The sequence below is a fragment of the Occallatibacter sp. FHG110214_02 genome, from assembly GCF_059115385.1.
The window spans coordinates 1-19,347 of record NZ_JBZYWK010000030.1 but is presented as its reverse complement, the minus strand read 5'-3'; the positions used below and the strand labels follow the sequence as shown (position 1 = coordinate 19,347).

Sequence of the window (19,347 nt, the reverse complement as noted above, 5' to 3'; positions counted from 1 at the left end):
GAAAAGCGATACGGAATGCGGATTTTATGGAAGATTCGAGATTTTACCTTAGAATATTTGCCAGTTTTCCTACTTTTCCTAATGACATTAGGAAAAGTGGAAAAGATGCAGGAAGGTGTGGAATGAGCGATGTTTCGGGGTTGCTGGACAAGATTGATTTGAAGATTCTGAATGAGCTGCAGGAGAATGCGCGGATTGCTTTTGCGGAGTTGGGACGGCGCGTGGGGCTTTCGACTCCGGCGGTGATTGAGCGCGTGCGGCGGTTGGAAGAAGAGGGCGTGATTCTTGGTTACCGCGCAATGGTGGACCCGGCGAAGGTGGGTCTGGGGGTAAAGGCGTTTGTGAAGGTAACGGTCTCAGGCGACAACCTGACGAAGTTTGCGGCGCTGGTAAAGAAGATGCCGGAGGTGGTGGAGTGCCATCGCGTGACAGGCGATGTCTCCTACATTGCGCAGGTGGCGGTGCGGGATGTGGCGCATCTGGAGGCGGTGATTGACGACATGATGCCGTATGTAGCGACGAATACGGCGATGATCCTGGCTTCGCCCGTGCCGTGGAACAGCATTCAGCCAGCTTCTCAGTATGGGAAAAAGAAGCGCCACGGATGAGGCTTGGCTACTACGGAGAAAGGGCGGAAAAACACCCGCTCATTTCTGAGCGGGCGCGGTGTGTGGCGGCCTGGGCGCAAAGGTTGTCCAGCGATGGGCTTCTGCCGCGTAGGGGCCGGGCTTGGCGGTCCACAAATCGGCTTCCATGCCGTTGAGGTCGTAGACGATTTTTCCGTCCTTGATGGTTAGCTCGCAGAGCAGCTTCTGCGTGCCGTCGAAGCGGGCGTTGACCATGTCGGTGAAGCCGAATTTGCCGTGTTCGAGGCGGAGAACGGCTACGTCAGCAATTGCGCCTTCGGAAAGATTGCCCAGCTCTTCGCGCTTGATTTCATGCGCGGGGTGCGAGGTCATCTCCGCTACTACTTCTTTCAGCGGAACACCGAGGGCGAGTATCTTGTCGGCCACGTTGAGCTGGTCTTTCATGGCGCTGTTCATGCTGGTGATGTGCAGATCCGTCGAGATGGAGTCGGGGATAAAGCCGTCCTTAATCATGGGCACGGCGAGGGACCACTTGAAGCTGCCGCCGCCCTGGCCTACGTCGAAGTAGATGCCACGCTTGCGGCCTTCAAGGAAGGCTTTGCTGGGGCCGAGGGTGACGGGGTCCTGCTCGTGGCGCAGGCCGGAGTACATGTGCGTGTAGATGTCGCCGGGGCGCAGCTTCTGTGTCAGCAGGTCATAGATGGGCCGCGTTGCCGGGTGGTCTTCGCCGAAGTCCACCATGACGGGGATGTTTGCCTTGGTGCCCGCGATGACGGCTTGTTCGACGGGCGTCCACTCGGGGCCGCCGAAGTGCGCGGTCTTAATGCCGACGACGGTTTGCGGGTACTTGAGCGCCATGGCCGCGGTTGCTTCGCCATCCATGTCGGCGGTGTTGTTTTCGTAGTTGGGGCCGCGCATGCCTGCGCCTACGATGTTGAGCAGGGCGAGGACTCTTGTTTTGGAACGGTCGATGATGCGCTGCTTGAAGTCCTCAAAGTTGCGCCAGCCTGCACAGCCTGCATCGACTACCGTGGTTACACCAACGCGGAAGGTGAAGCCGTCGGGCGGCACACTGTTATCGCCAGCGTAGGAGTTGCGCTCGCCGGTGCCTGCGTAAACGTGCACATGGATATCGATTAGGCCGGGGGTGACGTAGAGGCCTTTTACGTCGATGGTTTTGAGCGCGTCTGACGTGGGAATGTGCTCGGCGACTTTGGCGATTTTGCCGTCCTTGATAGCAACATCACGGATGGCGTCGAGGTGGTTTTTGTCGTCGAGTACGTGGCCGCCTTGCAGAATCAAATCATATGCGGGCAACGGCGGTGTTTGCGCGGTGATGGAACGGCTGCTGAAGAGAAGCAACAACGCCATTGCAGCGGTTGCGGTGGAACCAAAAGGCTTTCCAGAAAAAAAGGAAATCATAGGACCTCTCGCCTGTGATGAAGATGGGCTTGCAAAAACTGGCTCTTTGAGATGTGCTCTTTCATCAGGCTCGTGCTGCCTGTTGCGCAACTTCGCGATAGCCGACTATGGGGAAGGGCGCTTCCTTATGGCGTGGAAGCGCCTTTCGCGATTTAGATGTATGCGATCAGGTCAATTTCGACGAGGGAGTTGCCGGGGATTCCTCCGGCGGGGGCAACGGTGGTGCGTACGGGCGGGACTTTGCCCCAGCGGCCTGCGTAGACGGTGTTCATGCGCGGCCAGTCCTTGATGTCGTTGAGATAGACGTTGACCTTGAGCACCTTCTCCATGGAAGAGCCGGCGAGGGCGAGATTTTTTTCCAGCTCGTCGAGGACGTGCTTGGTATGTTCTTCAATGGTGCCTTCAAAGTGCGCGCCTACGCCGGCGAGGAAGACGAGGTTGCCGTAGGAGACGACACTTGAGAAGAGCGGGGGCGCGGCATTGGGGTCAACAGGTCCGGTGGGATAGGACTTCTTTTCGAGCACTTCTTTTTTTGCGGCATGGGCAGGCTGCGCGAGAACCGCGCCGCCAGTTACGGCTGCTGCAACGGTGGCGGCATTCTTGATGAGGTTTCTTCTGGTGGACTGGTTCGACATAATCAGCTCCTTGGTCGTGTATGAATCTTGATTGGTTCGTTCAGGCGTGCGGGTGTTCAAGAACTGTGCGAAGGCTTTGCGCTACGACTTCCGCTTCGCCGGGCTGCAGCATCCATGTTCCCACGACAATGGTGTTTTCATTGGAATGCGTGCCGAGCCTTCCGCTGGTGCCTGTTGCGGGGTTGAGCTCAATCTGCGGACGCATGTTGTGCAGCTTTTCCTGCACCTGCTTGGGCGTGATTCCGACAACAGCAGGGTCGTAGGCCAGGACGAGGTGCGGGACGTGGTTTGCAATTTCGGGGATAAAGATTTCGGTCTTCATGGTGGGGATGTGTTTGACCTTGTCCACGATGATGTTGGCGCGGCGCGTGTATTCGGCTAGGTCGGCGGCGTCATTTTGTTCGAGCAGCCAATCTACTGCGGCAACCATGCCGACGATTTGTTCCTTGGCTACTTTCATGCCGCGGCCTACTGCGTCAGAGTTGGGGCTGTCGTTGTCGGCTGCGAGGTCGATAAGCTTTTTCTTTCCTAACAGCAGGCCTGCGTTTTGCGGGCCGCGAATGCCTTTGCCGCCGGAGAAGCAGACGAGGTCAAAGCCCATGCCGGTGTACTTCCATAGATTTTCTATGGGAGGCATGTCGGCTGCGGCATCGATATGGCAGGGGACGTTGTGCTCGTGCGCGATCTTGAGCCAAGTTTCGCGGTCGATTTCGCCACTTTCGGCTGCATTGAAGAAGTTGGTCATTACTGTCTTTGGCGTGAAGGCGCGGCGGTAGTCGTCTACTGTTACGACTTCCACGATGCGCACGCCGCAGAGCAGCATGGCGTGATCGTACTCGTAGCGGTGCGACTTCTGCACGATGACTTCGTTCTTAGCTTCGGCGACTTCCTGCGGAATCTGCTCTGACTTGAAGCCGTTGGCCGAGGCGATGCAGGCGGCGGTTGCGAGTGTGAGCGCTGCGGATGCACCGGAGGTTACCAATGCTCCTTCACAGCGAAGACGCTTGGCGAGGTATTCGCCGGATGCGCGGTGCAACTCCTTAAGCACAACGGGGTGCAGTGCGGCTTGCGCAACGGCGCGCTGCACCTTGGGCGGCATGACGGCGGCAGTTAGGTAGGTGTATGTTCCGGCGGCGTTGATGATTTTTTCTACGCCGAGCTTGGCGTAGTAGTCGTCTTCACTGGATGGAGGCGTGGTTTCATGCGCTGACGCGATGAGTGGTCTTGCGAATACGGGCGCGGCGCCGAGGGTTGCAACTGCGGCCTGCGACCAGCTTAAAAAACGGCGGCGCGAAAGTAGGTTGAAACCTTTGCCTGTCATCTTGTGTTTTCCTTTTTGAACTAGATTCTGCCGAAGCGTTTTACTGCTTCCACTATCGAGCGGTACTTCTCAATGAATGGGTACATGGAGTGCTCGCTGTTATCAAGCTGCTGTGCGCGCACCAGCACTTCTGCCGCGTGTTCGCGTGGGACAACGACTACTCCATCCTGATCGGCAACGATGATGTCATTTGCGTTGACGCGGACGCCGTCGCAATCGATGGGGATGTTGGCTCCGGCGAATTTGTAATGGCTGACCGATGTAGACGGTACCGGGCCGGTGGAGTAGACGGGGAAGTTGATGCGCTTTAGCTGCGGAATATCGCGCACGCCGCCGTCAATGACTGCGCCTGCGTAATCGCGTGCGGCCATGGCAGTGCCCATCAGGCCGCCCATTCCGGCGATGTCCGCACCGTCTTCTACCTGCATGACGTAGACGGAGCCTGCTCCGCCGGAGTCGATGGCTTGCAGCATGCCGCCGAGTGCGTCGGAGTCGTGGTTCTCCTGCTTGGCGAGCTTGACGGTGAGCGCATATCCCGCGAATTTTGTGGGGAAGATGGCCTGCATCTTGTGCGACATGTAGTGCTTCTCATGCAGGAGCTGCTCGATAGCGTCAGAGACGGAGGCTGCCTCGACGTGGCGATAGGCTTCGAGCATGGCGGCGGGATTGGCAGTGTAGTCCGCGGCTGACTTTGGCTCTTGCGCGAGCAAAAGCCGCGCCACTATGAGGAGTGGTGCGGCAGTAATCAACGCGACGAGAACGATGCGACGAAAACGCTTTGTAGAGTTCATCTGATGGTTTTGCATACTGGATGCAATGTATCGCAAAAGAGTGTGAGGCAACAGAAACATTCTTACGGCCGGCAGATGTTACGCTGCCGGCCGCCTGTGGGTTGATTAGAAGATGATTTTTCCGGAGAGTTCCAGCAGACGCGCTCCGCTGAATGTGCCGGGGACTTGCTGTACGCTGGTGATCTGTCCGTAACCGCTGGGGAAGACGAGGCAGGAGTTTGCCGCGCATGCTCCAGAGGTGTCGATGGTGATTCCACCGGAGTTCGGGTTGGCTCCGCTGGGGTGGTTGAAGACGTTATAGGCTTCGGCGCGGAACTGGAACTTCAGGCGGTCGTAGAGCGGGAAGTCCTTGAAGACTGCCAGATTCTGATACTGGAAGCCCGGGCCATAGAGGCTGTTGCGATGAATGTTGCCATAGCCAACGTTGCCCGCAATGGCGTAGTTGACGGCGGGTTGATAGGCGCTCTCATCGATGCATGAGGCAGATGTTCCGCTGAGGCCCGCATAAGCGTTCTTGAGGCTGCAGCTTCCTTTTTCCAAGTGTGACCAGGAGGGGCGTTGTGTTCCCTGGTCTACGCCGGCGGCCTGCGTGTTGCTGCTCATGGATACGGTGTATGGCATGCCGGTCTGGAAGTTGAGAATGGCACTGAGGTGCCATCCGCCTGCTGTTTCACGCACAAAGTGGTTGCCTTGCGGAGTTGGCAACTGATAGGTAAGCTCCGCGACGAAACGATGGCGCACGTCCCAGTTGGAGTTACCGTAATCTGCCGCGATGTTGTACTGCTGCGATGTGGTTCCGCCAGAGTTGGAGTCGGCGGAGATATCGAGGTCATGCGACCAGGTGTAGCTCGCCTGCCCGGAGAGGCCGTGGTAAGTGCGTTGGCGCAGCACGACGGTCAACGCGTTGTAGTGTGAGTACTCGTCTTCCTGGAAGACGCGGATGGAGCCGAACAACTGGTTGGGGCGCTGCGAGTTGAGCGACTGAACGGTTGTGGAAACGGGGTGAATCGGCTCGTTGTCATAGTAGCTGCGGTCCAGGTGAAGCGAGTGCGAGCCGATGTACTGCATTTCCATCGCGGAGCCCTTCCACAACTGATAGCCGAGGTCGGCGTTCCACTGATAGGCACGCTGCGTCTTCATGTTTGCCTGTGGCGTGTAGGCCGCAACATAGGTACCCGGCGTGCCCGCAACAGGAGAGGCAGAACCCGCGCCCGGCGTGGTGTTCACGAAGGTCATGGGGTTAGCTGCCGTGGTGTTGTAGCTGACCGCCGCGGCAAAGGGATAGTTGGAGGTAAGCAGTGTGTAGGTATTCAACTGGTTGGCGTTGTAATACATGCCAAATCCACCACGCAGAACCAGCTTCTCCGAGACACGGTAGTCAAGACCGATGCGCGGACCAGCGTTATCGAGCTGCGCGCTGCCGAACTTGTAGCCGGGCGTTGGTTTGTAGTCCGCGCCGGAGGTTGCTGCAGATGTGGGAACCAGCGCTGTCTCCGCATCATTCAGCATGCGGCCATAACCGTTCAAGCTGTAGGGCGCTGTGGGAAGGTCGTAGCGGAAACCGAAGTTCAGCGTGAACTTGGGCGTTACCTGCCAGTTGTCGAGTGCGAAGAAACCATCACGCCATTCGCCGACCGAGCCCTTGATGGTGTCGATGGGGGTTGTGTCGCTGTTGATATAGCCAAGAACGAAGTCTGCGGCAGAGTAGCCGGTGCTGACCAGCGGCTCGCCGGGCTGATAGGCCGTTGCGGAGACGGTGATTGCTCCGACGGGGTTGTTGGTTGCTTCACGGCCAAGGGTCAGGCGGCGGAACTCCGCGCCGAACATGACGTTGTGGCGGCCATGCGTGTAGCTTAGCTGCTCGTAGAGGTCGTAGGTGCGGTCATCCTGGAACCAGTTGCTGCCCGCGTTGCCTACGCCCTGGAAATTGGAGATGCTGAGCACGGGAACGCCGGGATTGTTGTAGAGCGTGTCGCCGGTGAACCCGGGAATGCCGAGGTCGGTTCCGGCGCTCTTGAGCCCGTTGGCGTACCAGTAGTTGAGGTTGTCAGAGGTGACCGTGTTGATGCCGAGGTAGAGGTCATTGACCAGCGACTGCGAAAGAACGTGCGTGTAGCCGAAGGCCCAGTTGCGGCTGTTCGTTGGTCCGCTGGATGCGTTGGCGGCAAAGGCTGTGCCAGAGATGAAGCTCAGGTTTTGCCAGTAGTAGCGGCCAAAGAGCTTGACCTTCTCGCCGATGTTCTCGTCAATGCGGTCGATGGTCTGCTTGATGACGAGGTCGCTTGGATAGGAGCTGTTGAGGTTGTTTGCGATGCCGGGCTGATTGGGCGCAACCATGTATGCCTCATACTTGGCGGCAACTTTGGCGGCGGCCGTACTCAGCTCGGATTGCGGAATCTGGTTGTCTGGGTAGGGTAGCCCGGTGGAGGGATCGTAAAGCTGCGGAACACCGGGAAGATTGAAGTTGCCCTTTTCCATGTCCGGCGTGATGACGGACGAGATGCCGGTGCTCTGTCCAATCTGGTTCAGCTTTTCAAACGAGGCAAAGAAGAAGGTCTTATTGCGCCCGTTGTAGAGCCTGGGAATGTAGACGGGGCCACCTAGATTGCCACCCCACTGGTTGTAGTGAAGGATGGGTGCGGCCGAACCAAGTTTCGATGTAAACGGCATTGCGTTGAATGCGGTGTTCTCCACGTAGTCATACGCCGCGCCGTGCAGATCATTGGTGCCGTTTTTGCTGACAAGATTAACGTGAATGCCCAGGTAGGAACCATACTGCGCGGAGTAGTTGCCGCTCTGCATCTGGGTTGCGGAGATCATGTCCGCGGAGGGGTGGTCCGGCGTGGTGCTGATGAGGTTGTTCATGATCGAGACGCCGTCCAGCGTAAGGCTGTTCTGAATCTCGCGCTGACCTGCGCCTTCAAGACCTTCCCCCGGAGGATTGCCGGTGTAGTTGGTATTGGAGCCGACGTAAACGTTGGATGCGGTGGTGGCTACTTCCAGCGCGTTGTGGCCGCTGATGGGCAGTTCTTCGACGGCCTTCTGGTCGAAGGTCTCACCGATGGTCGCGTCGTCTGTCTGCAGGGGCGGCGTGCTGGCTGTAACCGTGATGGATGAATCTACAGAACCAACCGGCAGTGTAAAGTCCGTGCGCACTGCCATATCGATGGCGACCACGACGCCAACTTTTGTCACCTTCTTGAAGCCTTGCTCTTCGACGGTGATGTCATACGTTCCGGGTTGAATAAAGGTGACCGCGTAGTATCCCTCGTTGTTGGTGTGAACGGTGGATTTGACCTTGCTGTTTTCTTCTGTCGCGACGACCAGGCCGTTGCTAATGGGGTTTCCACTGGGATCGACAACGGTTCCGACCAGGGATGTGTTATTTGCAATCTGTGCTCGTATACCAAGCGAGCTAAACAGAATCATCAGTAAACAAAGACTTGCCTTCCTCACAAATGGCCTCCTTGGAATTGCATCCGCTCTTTTGTTCTTCCAAAAAATGGCGCAAAGACTACAGCGAACACCATGGCAGCCAGGGAAGCCGCCGAATACAACGTTTCTGGAATGTCACGATTGGATGACGATTCGAAGAACCTGTCATCGGTCTGTTGCCCGTGCCACTGTTAGGGCATTTGGCCTAGAGAGGATTCATGCGTAAGGAAATGTTTGAAATCCACACATAGCTATAAAGACCGCATCAGGAAATGCGGTCTTTATGTGCTTTGTGCGCGAGGAAGACGCTTAGTCGAGATGCACTAAACCGCGTTGCAGGGCGTAGATGGTGGCCTGCGTGCGGTCGCGAGCGCCCATTTTGTCGAGCACGGAGCTGACGTGGATGCGCACGGTTTTTTCGGCGATGCCAAGCTCTTCGGCAATCTCCTTGTTGCTCAAACCCTTGGTGATACAGGTAAGCACTTCGGATTCGCGAGGGGTGAGATCCACTGCGGGCATGCGCTCGGCGAGGCGGTCCAGCGTGACGTGCGGAAAGTAGCGCAGGCCGCGGTTAACGCTTTGGATTGCATTGAGCAGCTCTTCACCGCTGGCGTCTTTTGTGAGATAAGCCATAGCTCCGCTTTGCACGGCGCGGTAGATGTCCTCACTGCCCTGATAGTTCGAGAGGACAACAATGCGTGCGTTGGGAACCTCTTTGCGTATGTGCACGATGACATCGAAGCCACTTACGCGAGGCAGGCGGAGATCGAGCACGACAACATCCGGGCGCAGCGTGCGGAACATCAGGATGCCCGTTTCGCCATCGCCTGCTTCCCCTGCGATTTGAATTTGCGAATGACCGGAGAGCACGGACTGCAACGCAACACGCGCAAGGAAATGGTCTTCAATCAACAACACACGAATCTGCTTCATATCCCAATCCAGTGAATGATGTGGCGCTCGGAGATTACCGGCAGCGTCTGGCCGTTGAACGGCACCTTCACCGTGACCTCCGTTCCTCCGCCAACGGTGCTGAGTACGCGCAGCACGCCGCCTACCTTGCGTGCGCGCTCTTCCATGACTGGGATTCCGAAGTGGCCGCGAATGCCCTGCATGTGGTCGGTGCGCTGAAAGCCTTTGCCGTTGTCGCGGATGGAGAGCATCAGCATGTCGAGCTCGTACTTGAGGTGAATCATGATGCGCGTGGGGTTGGCGTGGCGAATGGCGTTGGAGACTGCCTCTTGCCCGATGCAGACTAGCTGATGCACACAACCGGGGGCGAGTGGAAGCTCGTCGCCATCCACTTCAAAGGTGGTCTCGATTGTTTCCGGGGCCACATTCATGGAGAGCGTGCGCGTGAGCGCGTGTGAGAGGATGCTGGTTACTTCGTCGGTGTCGCGCAGGTCCCAGATGATGCGGCGTGCTTCGGCCTGGCAGTGAGCGACCATGCTGCGGGCCAGCTCGCAGGACTCGGCGGGCGGCGTGTTCTCGGATTTGCCATCGCGGAAGAGCTTGGCTGTGGCTTCGAGCTGCCATGAAACTGCCGCGAAGCCCGCCATCAGCGTATCGTGGCATTCGCGGGCGATGCGGCTGCGCTCTTCGAGGATGATGCCGATGCGGCCTTTCATCAACTGCATACGATAGCGGAAGAGCTGCGCCATTACAGTGACGACGAGGATGAGAAGCGCGACGTAGAAGTACCAGCTCTGGTAGAGATAAGGGCGCTGGCGCACGGCGATGGAGGCCGTGGGCGTGGACCACTCTTCGCCTGCGCTGCGGGCTTGTACCTCGAAGGTGTAGTGGCCTGGGGGCAAACGGCGGTAACGCGCTACGCGTGCTCTTGTGGTTGTCCAGCCTGCGTCGTAGTTGGCGAGCCTGTAACGGAACTCTATGTGGCCGGGATTGGCGAGTAGCTTGGCGTTGAAGAAGACGAGCAGGTCCTGATGGCCCGGCTCCAGCGCAATCTCATTGCTGGAAGTGGTTGGCACCAGGTCTGCGGAGTCGGGGTCGATGGAGGGGGTCCATCCCACGATGCTTGCGACTGGATGCACGGCGTTCATTTTTTCCGCGGCATCGGTGGTGGAGACGTAGCCCTTGGTGGTGACGAACCAGAGTGTGCCGTCGGGCAGGCGCGTTGATAAGGGACGCGACAGGCCGCTGCACTCGCTGGAACGCATGCCGTCTGCCTTGTCGAGCAGCACAGTGCTGAGCGTGGAGCGGTGTCCGTCTACTACGTCGTGCAACTCTTTTAGCGGAACGCGCACGATGCCGCGAGAGGTGCCTAGCCATAGATGGCCGTCGTTGTCTTCGGTTGCTGTGCTGACAGGTAGGTTTGGCAGACCTGCGTTTGCAGGCACGGCGACGACGCGGTTATCGCGCACCAGCTTGAGGCTGCCCGCTTTGGTTCCCACCCAGAGATAGCCAGAGCTATCCTGCATGATGGACAGGATGTAGTCGCGGGCAAGGTCCGGGATTGGCACAGCTTTGCCATTGCTTATGCGGAAGAGGCCTGTGCTGGTGCCGACTAAAACAGAGCCGTCTTTGTCTTCCGTGAGGCAGGTTACAAGCTGCGAGTCGAGCATCTGCACGCGATTGTGCGGGTCGGGCTCGCCGGATGGGAAGTACATCAGGCCGGTGTAGGTGCCAACCCACAGGCCGCCGTTGCTGGCGGGCAGCACGGTGCTTACGGCGTTGCTTGGGGACTCATTGCCGAGCAGGTAGTGCGCGAAGTTGTGGCCGTCATAACGGTAGATGCCGTCAAACCATGTGCCGACCCAGACCTGGCCTTTGCGGTCCTCTGCCAGTGCGCGAATGGGCATGGCTTTGGGCATGGTGTGGGGCGTCATGTCGGTGAGTACGCCGTTGTGGCGGCGGAAGAGGCCTTTGTCCCATGTGCCGAGCCACACGTCGCCGCGGCTGTCTGCCAGCACGTTGGCCGCATAGGAGGCGTGGAAGCCTTCCTGCTCTCCGTAGGGTACTAGCGCGCCTTTGCGCCAGCGGCTCAGGCCGCCGGAGAGCATTCCAATCCAGAGGTTCTGCTCGTCGTCGAGGAACATGGTGCGGATGGCTTCATCGGAGAGGCCGTTCTGTGTGGTCCACTGCGAGATGCCGTCGGGAGCCAGCCGCCACAGGCCTGCGTGGCGCGTGCCAATCCACAGGTTGCCCATTGCATCGCCCAGCATGGTGGTGGCGATGCCGGAGATTTCCGCCCGGACCTTGTCTTCATACTGCGGCTCGGCGTTGTGCGCGTGGCTGTGCGGCACCAGTTCGATGACATGATTGGTGGTGCCAATCCAGATGCGGTGTTGCGGGTCGCGATAGGCCGCGACGGGGGCTTCGCCCTGTGCGAGATGCAGCGCGAAGGGAACAGCTTTGCCCTTGCTCCAGTGATAGAGGCCGGATGCAGTGATGTAGAAGATGCCGCCGTTACCGTCTTCCGCGAAAGGAGAGACAACGTCGCCAGGAACTTTGCCGGTTTCGGCAATCAGCTCTATGCGGCCATCCTTCAGGCGCTCCACGCCGTTTTGCGTGGCTATCCAGAGAACGCCCTTTGCATCGAGGAAGAAGTTGCGCACGCGCTCGTGAAAGCGCCCTGCCTGCTCACTGACGTTGACCGTGCCGCTGCTGGTGCGGTGCAAAACGCCGCGTCCATCGGTGCCTATCCAGAGGTCGTCTTTGCCCACAGGAAGGATGGCGTTGATGGCTTCGTTGATGACGGTTTCGTTATGAGGATTGGCGGCGTCTTCGCTGTTCTCCGCGCTGGTTTTTGTCAGCGGCTGAAAGCGAAGGCCGTCAAAGCTGTATATGCCGGAAGAGGTGGCAATCAGCAGCATTCCGCCGTGACGCTGCGCGATCATGCGCACGTTGTTGTCGGGCAGGCCGTCTTCTACCTGCCAGTTCTGCTTCTGGTATTCGGAGAGCTTGAGGTTCGGCAGCGGCATGGTGCTGGCTGTCTTCGCTGTAAGCACAAAGGCCAGCGCGAACATGAGCATTCGCATGCTACATCGAATGCGCGGACGGGCAGAGTTGCGCCATGGAGGCAACACATGGGAGATGAAATTGCGTGCGCTGCTCAATGGTTCGATCTTTACTCCAATCAATTTGAAATGCCGCGCTATCCGGCTTGTGTTTCCAGCCTGCGCTCAGGGTGAACGGTCATCCAGCAGATAGCGCCGAAGATGGCCAATCCGGCGGAGACTCCGAAGGATGTTGTCCAGCCAAAGTGTTGCGCAATCCATGGCGTGAGAGATGCGGTAACGGCTCCACCGATTTGTCCGCCCATGTTGACCATGCTGGAGAAGACGCCTGAGCTTAGCCCTGCGATATCGACCGACACGGACCAGAAGGAGCTTTGCGAGAGATAGAGCATTCCGGCTCCACCGGCCAGAATCCACGCGGCAAGCTGCGGATTGTGCGCCTGTGAACCGAGGACAAGGAAGACGGCTGTGAGCAGCAGCGCTACGGCGGCAAGACCGCTGCGGCCTACGCGCAGTCCGTATTGCCTGGTGAGCCGGTCGCTTAGCACGCCACCTGCGAGGCAAAAGACAGTAATCGACAGGAAAGGAAGCACGGTGTAGAGCGCACTGGATTGCGGGTCAAAGCCACGCACCTGCGACATGTAGATGAAGAACCAGCCGAAGTAAATCCACGCAATGTAGCCGAAGCAGAAATAGCCGGCCATGAGCACAACCAGGTCGCGGCGGCCAAAGATGGCGCGCCACGAGATGCGCGAGCGCTCTTCGCTTTTGGGTTTGCGCGGGAGGATGATGCTGGTGTCTTCGCCAAGGCCCTTGCGGATGATGCGCAGTTCTTCTGTCGAGACTTCAGGGTGGTCGTCGGGTGTGTCGCGTGCGCTGATCCACCACATGACTCCTGCAAAGAAGCCGGAGGCGGCGCTGAACCAGAAGGCGGCGCGCCAGCCGTGGTCGGCAATGACCATGGTGAGCAGCGGCGGCGTGAGGCCGCTGCCCGCGCCGACGCCTGCGAAGATGAGGCCGTTGATGAGGCCGCGCTCCTGTTGTGGAACCCATCGTGCTACGAACTGGTTCGCAGCAGGATAGATGACGGCTTCTCCCGCGCCGAGCGCGAGGCGAATGATAATCAGCAGCAGCAGCGCATGCGAGAGGTTGGAGGGCAGCAGGGCCGTAAGCGCGGTTGTGATGCCCCACCACAGCACTCCCAGCGTCAGCACGCGGCGCGGGCCGAAGCGCGTGGCAAGCCAGCCTGCGGGCAGTTGGAAGCCCGCATAGCCGATGAGGAATGCGCTGAGAATCCAGCCGAGGCGCTGGTTGCCGAGGCCGTACTCCTTGCTGATTTGCAGGCCCGCAATCGAGAGGTTCGTGCGGTCAAGAAAGGCTACGCCGCTGAGAATAAAAAGCCAGAAAGCGAGATAAAAACGGACGTGCGAGCGACGCTGCGCGTACATGTGAGATTCCCCTGAGGACACAAAAAACGTGCCTTGCAATGGATTATGTTTCGAATACTTCGGATTGATTCGTAAACGTTCCATTGAACTATGCCTGAGGAATCTTCCGGTAGGGCGTATGACCTAGCGCGTTCAGCAAATTTTGTACAAGTGTATTGCAGCAAGAGTAAAGCTGCCATAAGAGAATCCTCCAGGGGCTGAAATGGCGCGCGGGGCTGGCTATTTTTCGGAAGTAAAGAAGCGGTAGGAGGTTTTCCAATGGACTGTTTGGCCGGGCGGGATGTTGAGGTGGATATAGCCTTCCGGACAGATGGTGGTGCGCGTAGACCAGAAAAGCAGGCGGGCGAGCGGCGTGTCGGAGGTTTGCTGCACGCCGATTCCGGCGTTGCGGTCCTCTACCGTGAAGTCGTAGTCAGACGGATTGTTGGAGTAGCCCGTCAGGTAGCCCGAGACGCTAGTGTGCGGGCCGAGCGGCTGCACGAAGAGGAGGTCTTTGCCTTCAATCTTTGCTTCGCTTGAGAGCGGGTCTTCCGGCTTTGGCTCGAAGGGGAAATGAACTACCATGCCGGGGCCGGTAGGTTTGCCGTCGAGCATGAAGAAGTCGTGGTTATAGACGTAGGTGTCGATTGTTTTGCTGCCGGTGTTTTTCAGGCTGTGCTCCAGGACCATCAGCGGCTTGCCGGGCGCGAGCGTCAGCGTTTTTTCGTAGAGATAGGCGTAGCCGCTGGGGCTGTTGAGCACCTGGCGGAAGAGGATGGAGTCAGGCTTGATGCGGGTTGTCCATTTTCCGCCATCGACGATGGGGTAGGCTCCGCCAAACTGGTAGGGCGAGTTGTCTACCTTGCGCAGCATGCCGACGCCGGGCTTGAAGAAGAGGCCGCCGGGCTGGGCTTCCGCGTATCCAATGGCTCCCGGCGGAATGGTGAACTCGCCGTGCGGGCCACTGCGGCTTGGTGGACCGGCATCGACGCGGAACTCTTCGACCGGACCTGTGATGGCGTCGTTCTTCAGTGGGTCGTAATCAGTGAACCATTCGCCGAAGAATGTGTGGCCGTTGAGTGAGACGCATCCCACTACGCCCGACCAGTCGAAGCGTGATGCGCGGTAGTAGCCGTTGGTTGGGTCGGGCAGAAAGACCAGTGCGTCGAGCTTGCCGTTCGACAAATGCGCTTTGGGATGGTCGCTGTGGGGAACGTTGTCACAGTTGGAGGCGATTGCCGATGCGCTCAGCGCGGCTGTTGCCACGGCAAGGCATGCAAGACGGAATATCTGTCGCGATGCGGCGCGTGTTATCGATCTCATTCTCATATCTGCTTCACGGCGATGCTTATGGGCTGGCGTATGACTGCAGCCTGTAGTGGATTTGTTGGTTGGCCTTGCATATTGATTTGCCAGCGAGTGACTGCGCTTTGGCTGAGGGTCAGCAAGTTATTATCGTGCGGCGTGATCATCAAGGTGTGGATGTTGTCTTCCGCTTGCGCTTCATGAATGCGGTGCAGTGTGCCGGTTGTTGTATCGATGCGCCATGTTGTGACGGCTCCAGAATAATTGGAAGCGGTGTAGAGGAAATCACCGGAAGGGTGCATGGTCATTGCTCTGCCTTCTGCGGAATTACATAGGACGCTATGGAGCGGTTCGAGAATCTGTCCATTGTGGCTGTCATATCGATAGGTGTGGATGGAAGGCTCCTGTGCGTTGGCCACGAAGAGCAGCTCGCTGTTAGGGTGTAACGCTATCTGACGAGGGCCGCTTCCTGCTTGTGTTTCGCGGCGCATAAGCACGCTGAAATGGTCTTGCTCAAGGCAGAAGATATTCAGGCGGTCGCAGCCCTGATCTGCGCTGAGCAAACGTCCTTTGTTATCGAAGAGAACCATCTGTGGATGCGATGTGCGCAGATGATTTTCGTCTGGGCCGAAGCCTGTCTCCTTGAGAATGGCCGAGACTCGTGCGAGGCTTCCGTCTTCGCGAATGGGGAGCACGTTATATGCGCCTCCACCATGTATGGCAACCACCAGCGCACGACCATCGGGAGAAATGGCGGCATGTCGCGGTGCGGTTGCGGAGAGCGAAAGTGGTTGCCGATTCAGCAGCGCGATGCGGCCATCTTTCTGAATGGAGTACGCCTCTACGGAGCCGCTGGGAAGATGGTCGAACAGGTCAATTTCATTGACGGCGTAGAGAACATCTTTGTTGGGGTGCAGAACAAGCACGGATGGTTGCGGCGTGGCTATCTGCTGGAGCTGTTTCCATCTGCCCGCTCCTGCGGCAAAGACTGCGATGTGTCCTTCGGCGCTGCCTACATAGGCAAAGCTTGGAGAGGAAAGATGCGTTGCGGAGACCGCCAGCAGCGGGCCGCTTGCTACTGTTGCAGCAGACGCAAGCCCGACCCGCTTTACGAATTCCCTTCGCGTCCACCATGTGCTTTTCTTCATGGCTAATCTCCGCTGCGCTTATGCGCGTATCGACATGGCGTGGTGAAAGATGTTGTTGGGGTCATAGCGCCGCTTGACGGCTTGCAGCGCTGGAACCTGGCCTTGCGTGCCATAGTAAAGCTCAGCCCAGAAGGGATAGGCCAGCATGTCCTTGTCGGGATAGTTGATGAAGCAGCCTTCGTAGCGATCGTTCCAGAAGGGTGCGCCTTTGTACTTCGCTTCTACGTCCGGTCCGGAGTAAAGCTCCGTATAGAACTCCTTTGCCCAATCAAGATGAGCGGCATCGTTCTCCTGCCCTGACCAGAAGGTCATGAACTGGAGCTTCATGACGGAACTGCGCTGCGGCACCATCGTGGTTTCCGCAAGCTCGCTCTTGTTGGTTGCGCCGCCGTAGGAATCAACAGAGACTGTGGTTCCTCGCAGATCGAGGCCGGGGGGAGTTTGCGTGAGGTACTTGTAATAGCAGGCGATTTCCGCCTGCGTGAAGTTCTTCTTCATATAGCTGGATTTGTATTTGCCTCGGTGCTCGCCGCCCGCGCCGCCGCCGCCGTTGCCCTGCACATTGGCATCGAGCCAGAGATGGCGGCTCATCATCTGCTGCCCCCAACAAGCCTCGGGAGCTGCGTGGTGAATGGCACGCTCACCACCGGTGATGGCTGCTGTCTGCGGCGTTGTCTGCACGGGGCTGCATGGCTCGAAAAGCGCGATGAATTCATTCAACACCCTGAGGTCATCGCAGGTTCCATCGGGATTGCAGAACTGAAGCGAGATGCCGAGGTTCCCCATGGAACGATGCGTCAGGCCAAGCAGCGCGAACAGGCCCCATGTGTCGCGGTCTTTGCCGCGGGTCTCCCAGTATCTGCCAAAGGTGGTGAGGAGAGTTTCAAAACGCTCCTCGGTCATGTCTGCCCAGGCGAAGCTGATGTTGGCGGTGATGACTTCTTTGGGCGCGGGCGGCAGATCTTCAAAGTAGTAGTCGGTGATGATGCCGAAGTTGCCGCAGCCTGCGCCGCGGCATGCGCGGAAGAGTTCAGGCTCATGCTTTGCGTCGATTCTGCGTGGAATAACTTTACCGCTGGCATCGACTGTGAGAATGTCGAGTGCTGTGAGCCAGTCACTTGTGATTCCGTGAAGGCGCGAGAGTAGCCCGTAGCCACCGCCGCTGATATGCCCGCCTGCGGCGACTGATCCGCAACTGCCGCCGGGGAGCGTAACGTTGTGGCGCTTGAATAGATTGGAGTAGACCTCGCCGAGTTGCGCGCCGGCGGCAACCCTGTACTTCGGCGCATTGGGAACAGGCTTCGTATCAGTGAACATGCTGAGATCGAGAACGACGCCGCCGGGGTTGCCGTAGACAAAATCCTCGTAGCAGTGGCCGCCGCTGCGCACGGTGGGGCGCAAACCTTCATGCACGGCGCGCTGCAGCGCGATGGCGATGTCCTCTGCGTTTTCGCATAATTCGATGCGGCCCGCGCCATCTGCTTCTGTTGCAGGAAAGCGCCCATTTTTGCCCTTCGCCAGCGTTTTGTAGCGCGGATCTGTACGGCTTATCGTTTCAATCGCCATGACCCTCTCTCGCAATCTGACAGCTTATCCAGAGACCTGAAGAGACGAAGCCAAACACCCATGCCATCGTTCTTTGAAAGGCTCCGGATGAAAGAAATGAATTGGATTGAAATGCACGGTAATGCGCTGGGGAATGACCTTCAATATAAAACAGATGCCCGGTCTGCTTACAGGCCGGGCTATCTTTGGAAGCAGAAAATTAGGCCTTGGGAGCCATACTGAGGATTTCGACCAATCGGTCGGCAATGATTTTGTCTTCTCCGTCCTTGAGCTGCCACATGGCGAATCCAAAGCGCGTGGGGTCGCCCTGGCGGCTGTGATGCTCCGGCTGTGGATGCTGCGGCGCGTTGGGATCGCGGCCACGCATACCGCCTGAGCCTGCGCCCATGCTGCCGATGCCGAGCGGCTTGGTGTCAGCGAGTTGCTGCATTACTTCATGGCCAGTAATCTTCAGCTTTGACTGGTCAATCTGCCAGCTATACTGCGGCGTTACGTTGCCCAGCGCATGAATATCAAACTCACGCGGCAGTGCTGTTACACCGAATTTGCTGATGGCATTTGAAATTACCTGTGCACGCGCATCGTACATGCGCAGCACTTCGTCGTAGTCCTGGTTGACGAAGATTTCCAGCGCTTTGAGCAAAGCGAAAATAGTTTCCTTGCCGACTTTGCAGCAGCGTCCGATGCGGTCTTCCTGCGGGCTCATGTTCAGTTGCGCCCAGCGAATTAGCTTCTCCTTGCCGATGAGGATGCCTGAGGTTTGTGGGCCGCAGATATCTTTGCCGCCGCTGAAGGCTACGAAATCGAAGCCTACCGCGGGGTACTCCCAAAGGCGCTCCTTGGGTGGCACGTCGGCGGAGGCATCGTTGAAGGTGTAGATGTTGTGGGCGCGGGCAATCTCTACGGTCTCCGGGCCGCTCACCTTGCCATTGCCGGAGAGGATGTTGGTGAAGTGAATCGCCAGCGTCTTCGGGTTGATGGCGTTAATCATCTGCTCGCGTGTTTCCACTTCGATGAGCTTGGCGCCGGTCTGGCGAATCTGATGGTCAAAGGGATTGCGATGCGACTTCTGGATGATGACCTCGGTGCGCGGGAAATCCGTCACGTCAGGACAGACGCGGATGCGCGGTTCAAGGTCTTCGGTCATCATGCCCGCATAAGCCACAACAATGCCCGCGGCGACTCCGCCGGTGACCAGTCCCGTGTAGCCCGGAGGCGTCTTGCAAAGCTTCTCAATGTAGCGGCCCGCGGCCACTTCCAACTCGTTGAGAAGCACGAAATGCTGGTTGCCCTGACGCATCAGCTCCATAACTTCCGGCTTCATTACCGAGCCGCCAATCACCGTTACGGTGCCGACAATATTGATGAGCGGCTTTACGCCCAGCTCGGCGTAGACATCGCCCGTAGAACCAAGGCCGCTTGTAATCGGCACAATCGGGTGGCCGTCCAGCAGCGGGGAAGCAGGGGCATCCGGCTTTGCCGTGGCGGCGCGCAGCGGCGCTGGAGCCAATGCGCCGCCTCCAACCGCGCCTAAAAGTGAGAGAAACGAACGGCGATTCCAGATGGACTTCAGATTCATGAATTGTTTCCTTTCCGTGACCTCAAAAAATTTCTATCAATCTATGGGCTTGTGCGGATGCCGCGTCATGCTTACGGATTGACGACGAGCGCGCTTCCCACCATCTCAATCAACGAATCACCTGGAATCCAATCTACCGCCACGCACGCCCGGG

General features: G+C 58.2%; 13 protein-coding genes. 1 reads left to right on the top strand and 12 read right to left on the bottom strand.

From position 1 onward, the window contains the following. Positions 1-122: 122 nt before the first annotated feature. The gene (locus AC5S3R_RS18745) at positions 123-608 is read left to right on the top strand and encodes an Lrp/AsnC family transcriptional regulator (RefSeq protein WP_494268701.1); all 486 of its coding nucleotides are present in this window, start codon (positions 123-125) and stop codon (positions 606-608) included. Between the two features lie 39 nt (positions 609-647). Here the strand turns inward: AC5S3R_RS18745 and AC5S3R_RS18740 are convergent, their stop codons facing one another. The 12 genes from AC5S3R_RS18740 to AC5S3R_RS18685 form a co-directional block, all read right to left on the bottom strand. Further along, positions 648-2,009, bottom strand: a complete 1,362-nt coding sequence (locus tag AC5S3R_RS18740) for an amidohydrolase/deacetylase family metallohydrolase (RefSeq protein ID WP_494268700.1) — start codon at positions 2,007-2,009, stop codon at positions 648-650. 152 nt (positions 2,010-2,161) lie between these two features. Then, a complete protein-coding gene (locus tag AC5S3R_RS18735) occupies positions 2,162-2,644 on the bottom strand; it encodes a RidA family protein (RefSeq protein WP_494268699.1) in 483 nt (160 codons plus the stop codon). Positions 2,645-2,684: 40 nt separating this feature from the next. Then, positions 2,685-3,965, bottom strand: a complete 1,281-nt coding sequence (locus AC5S3R_RS18730) for a selenocysteine synthase (protein WP_494268698.1) — start codon at positions 3,963-3,965, stop codon at positions 2,685-2,687. Positions 3,966-3,985: 20 nt separating this feature from the next. Further along, entirely contained in the window at positions 3,986-4,756 is a 771-nt protein-coding gene (locus AC5S3R_RS18725; protein WP_494268697.1) for an RraA family protein, read from the bottom strand. A gap of 105 nt (positions 4,757-4,861) precedes the next feature. Continuing rightward, on the bottom strand, positions 4,862-8,212 hold the full coding sequence (locus AC5S3R_RS18720) for a TonB-dependent receptor (protein WP_494268696.1): 3,351 nt from the start codon (positions 8,210-8,212) through the stop codon (positions 4,862-4,864). A gap of 288 nt (positions 8,213-8,500) precedes the next feature. Next, entirely contained in the window at positions 8,501-9,124 is a 624-nt protein-coding gene (locus AC5S3R_RS18715; protein WP_494268695.1) for a response regulator, read from the bottom strand. Beyond that, positions 9,121-12,189, bottom strand: a complete 3,069-nt coding sequence (locus AC5S3R_RS18710) for a sensor histidine kinase (RefSeq protein WP_494268694.1) — start codon at positions 12,187-12,189, stop codon at positions 9,121-9,123. The genes AC5S3R_RS18715 and AC5S3R_RS18710 overlap by 4 nt, the downstream gene beginning before the upstream one ends. A 116-nt stretch (positions 12,190-12,305) precedes the next feature. Further along, the gene (locus AC5S3R_RS18705) at positions 12,306-13,616 is read right to left on the bottom strand and encodes an MFS transporter (protein ID WP_494268693.1); all 1,311 of its coding nucleotides are present in this window, start codon (positions 13,614-13,616) and stop codon (positions 12,306-12,308) included. Between the two features lie 219 nt (positions 13,617-13,835). Continuing rightward, positions 13,836-14,918, bottom strand: a complete 1,083-nt coding sequence (locus AC5S3R_RS18700; protein WP_494268692.1) for a hypothetical protein — start codon at positions 14,916-14,918, stop codon at positions 13,836-13,838. 2 nt (positions 14,919-14,920) lie between these two features. After that, positions 14,921-16,048, bottom strand: a complete 1,128-nt coding sequence (locus AC5S3R_RS18695) for a lactonase family protein (RefSeq protein ID WP_494268691.1) — start codon at positions 16,046-16,048, stop codon at positions 14,921-14,923. A gap of 18 nt (positions 16,049-16,066) precedes the next feature. After that, positions 16,067-17,614, bottom strand: coding sequence for an FAD-binding oxidoreductase (locus AC5S3R_RS18690; RefSeq protein WP_494268690.1), 1,548 nt, complete (start codon positions 17,612-17,614; stop codon positions 16,067-16,069). 199 nt (positions 17,615-17,813) lie between these two features. Beyond that, the gene (locus tag AC5S3R_RS18685; RefSeq protein ID WP_494268689.1) at positions 17,814-19,193 is read right to left on the bottom strand and encodes an aminotransferase class V-fold PLP-dependent enzyme; all 1,380 of its coding nucleotides are present in this window, start codon (positions 19,191-19,193) and stop codon (positions 17,814-17,816) included. Between the last annotated feature and the right edge of the window lie 154 nt (positions 19,194-19,347).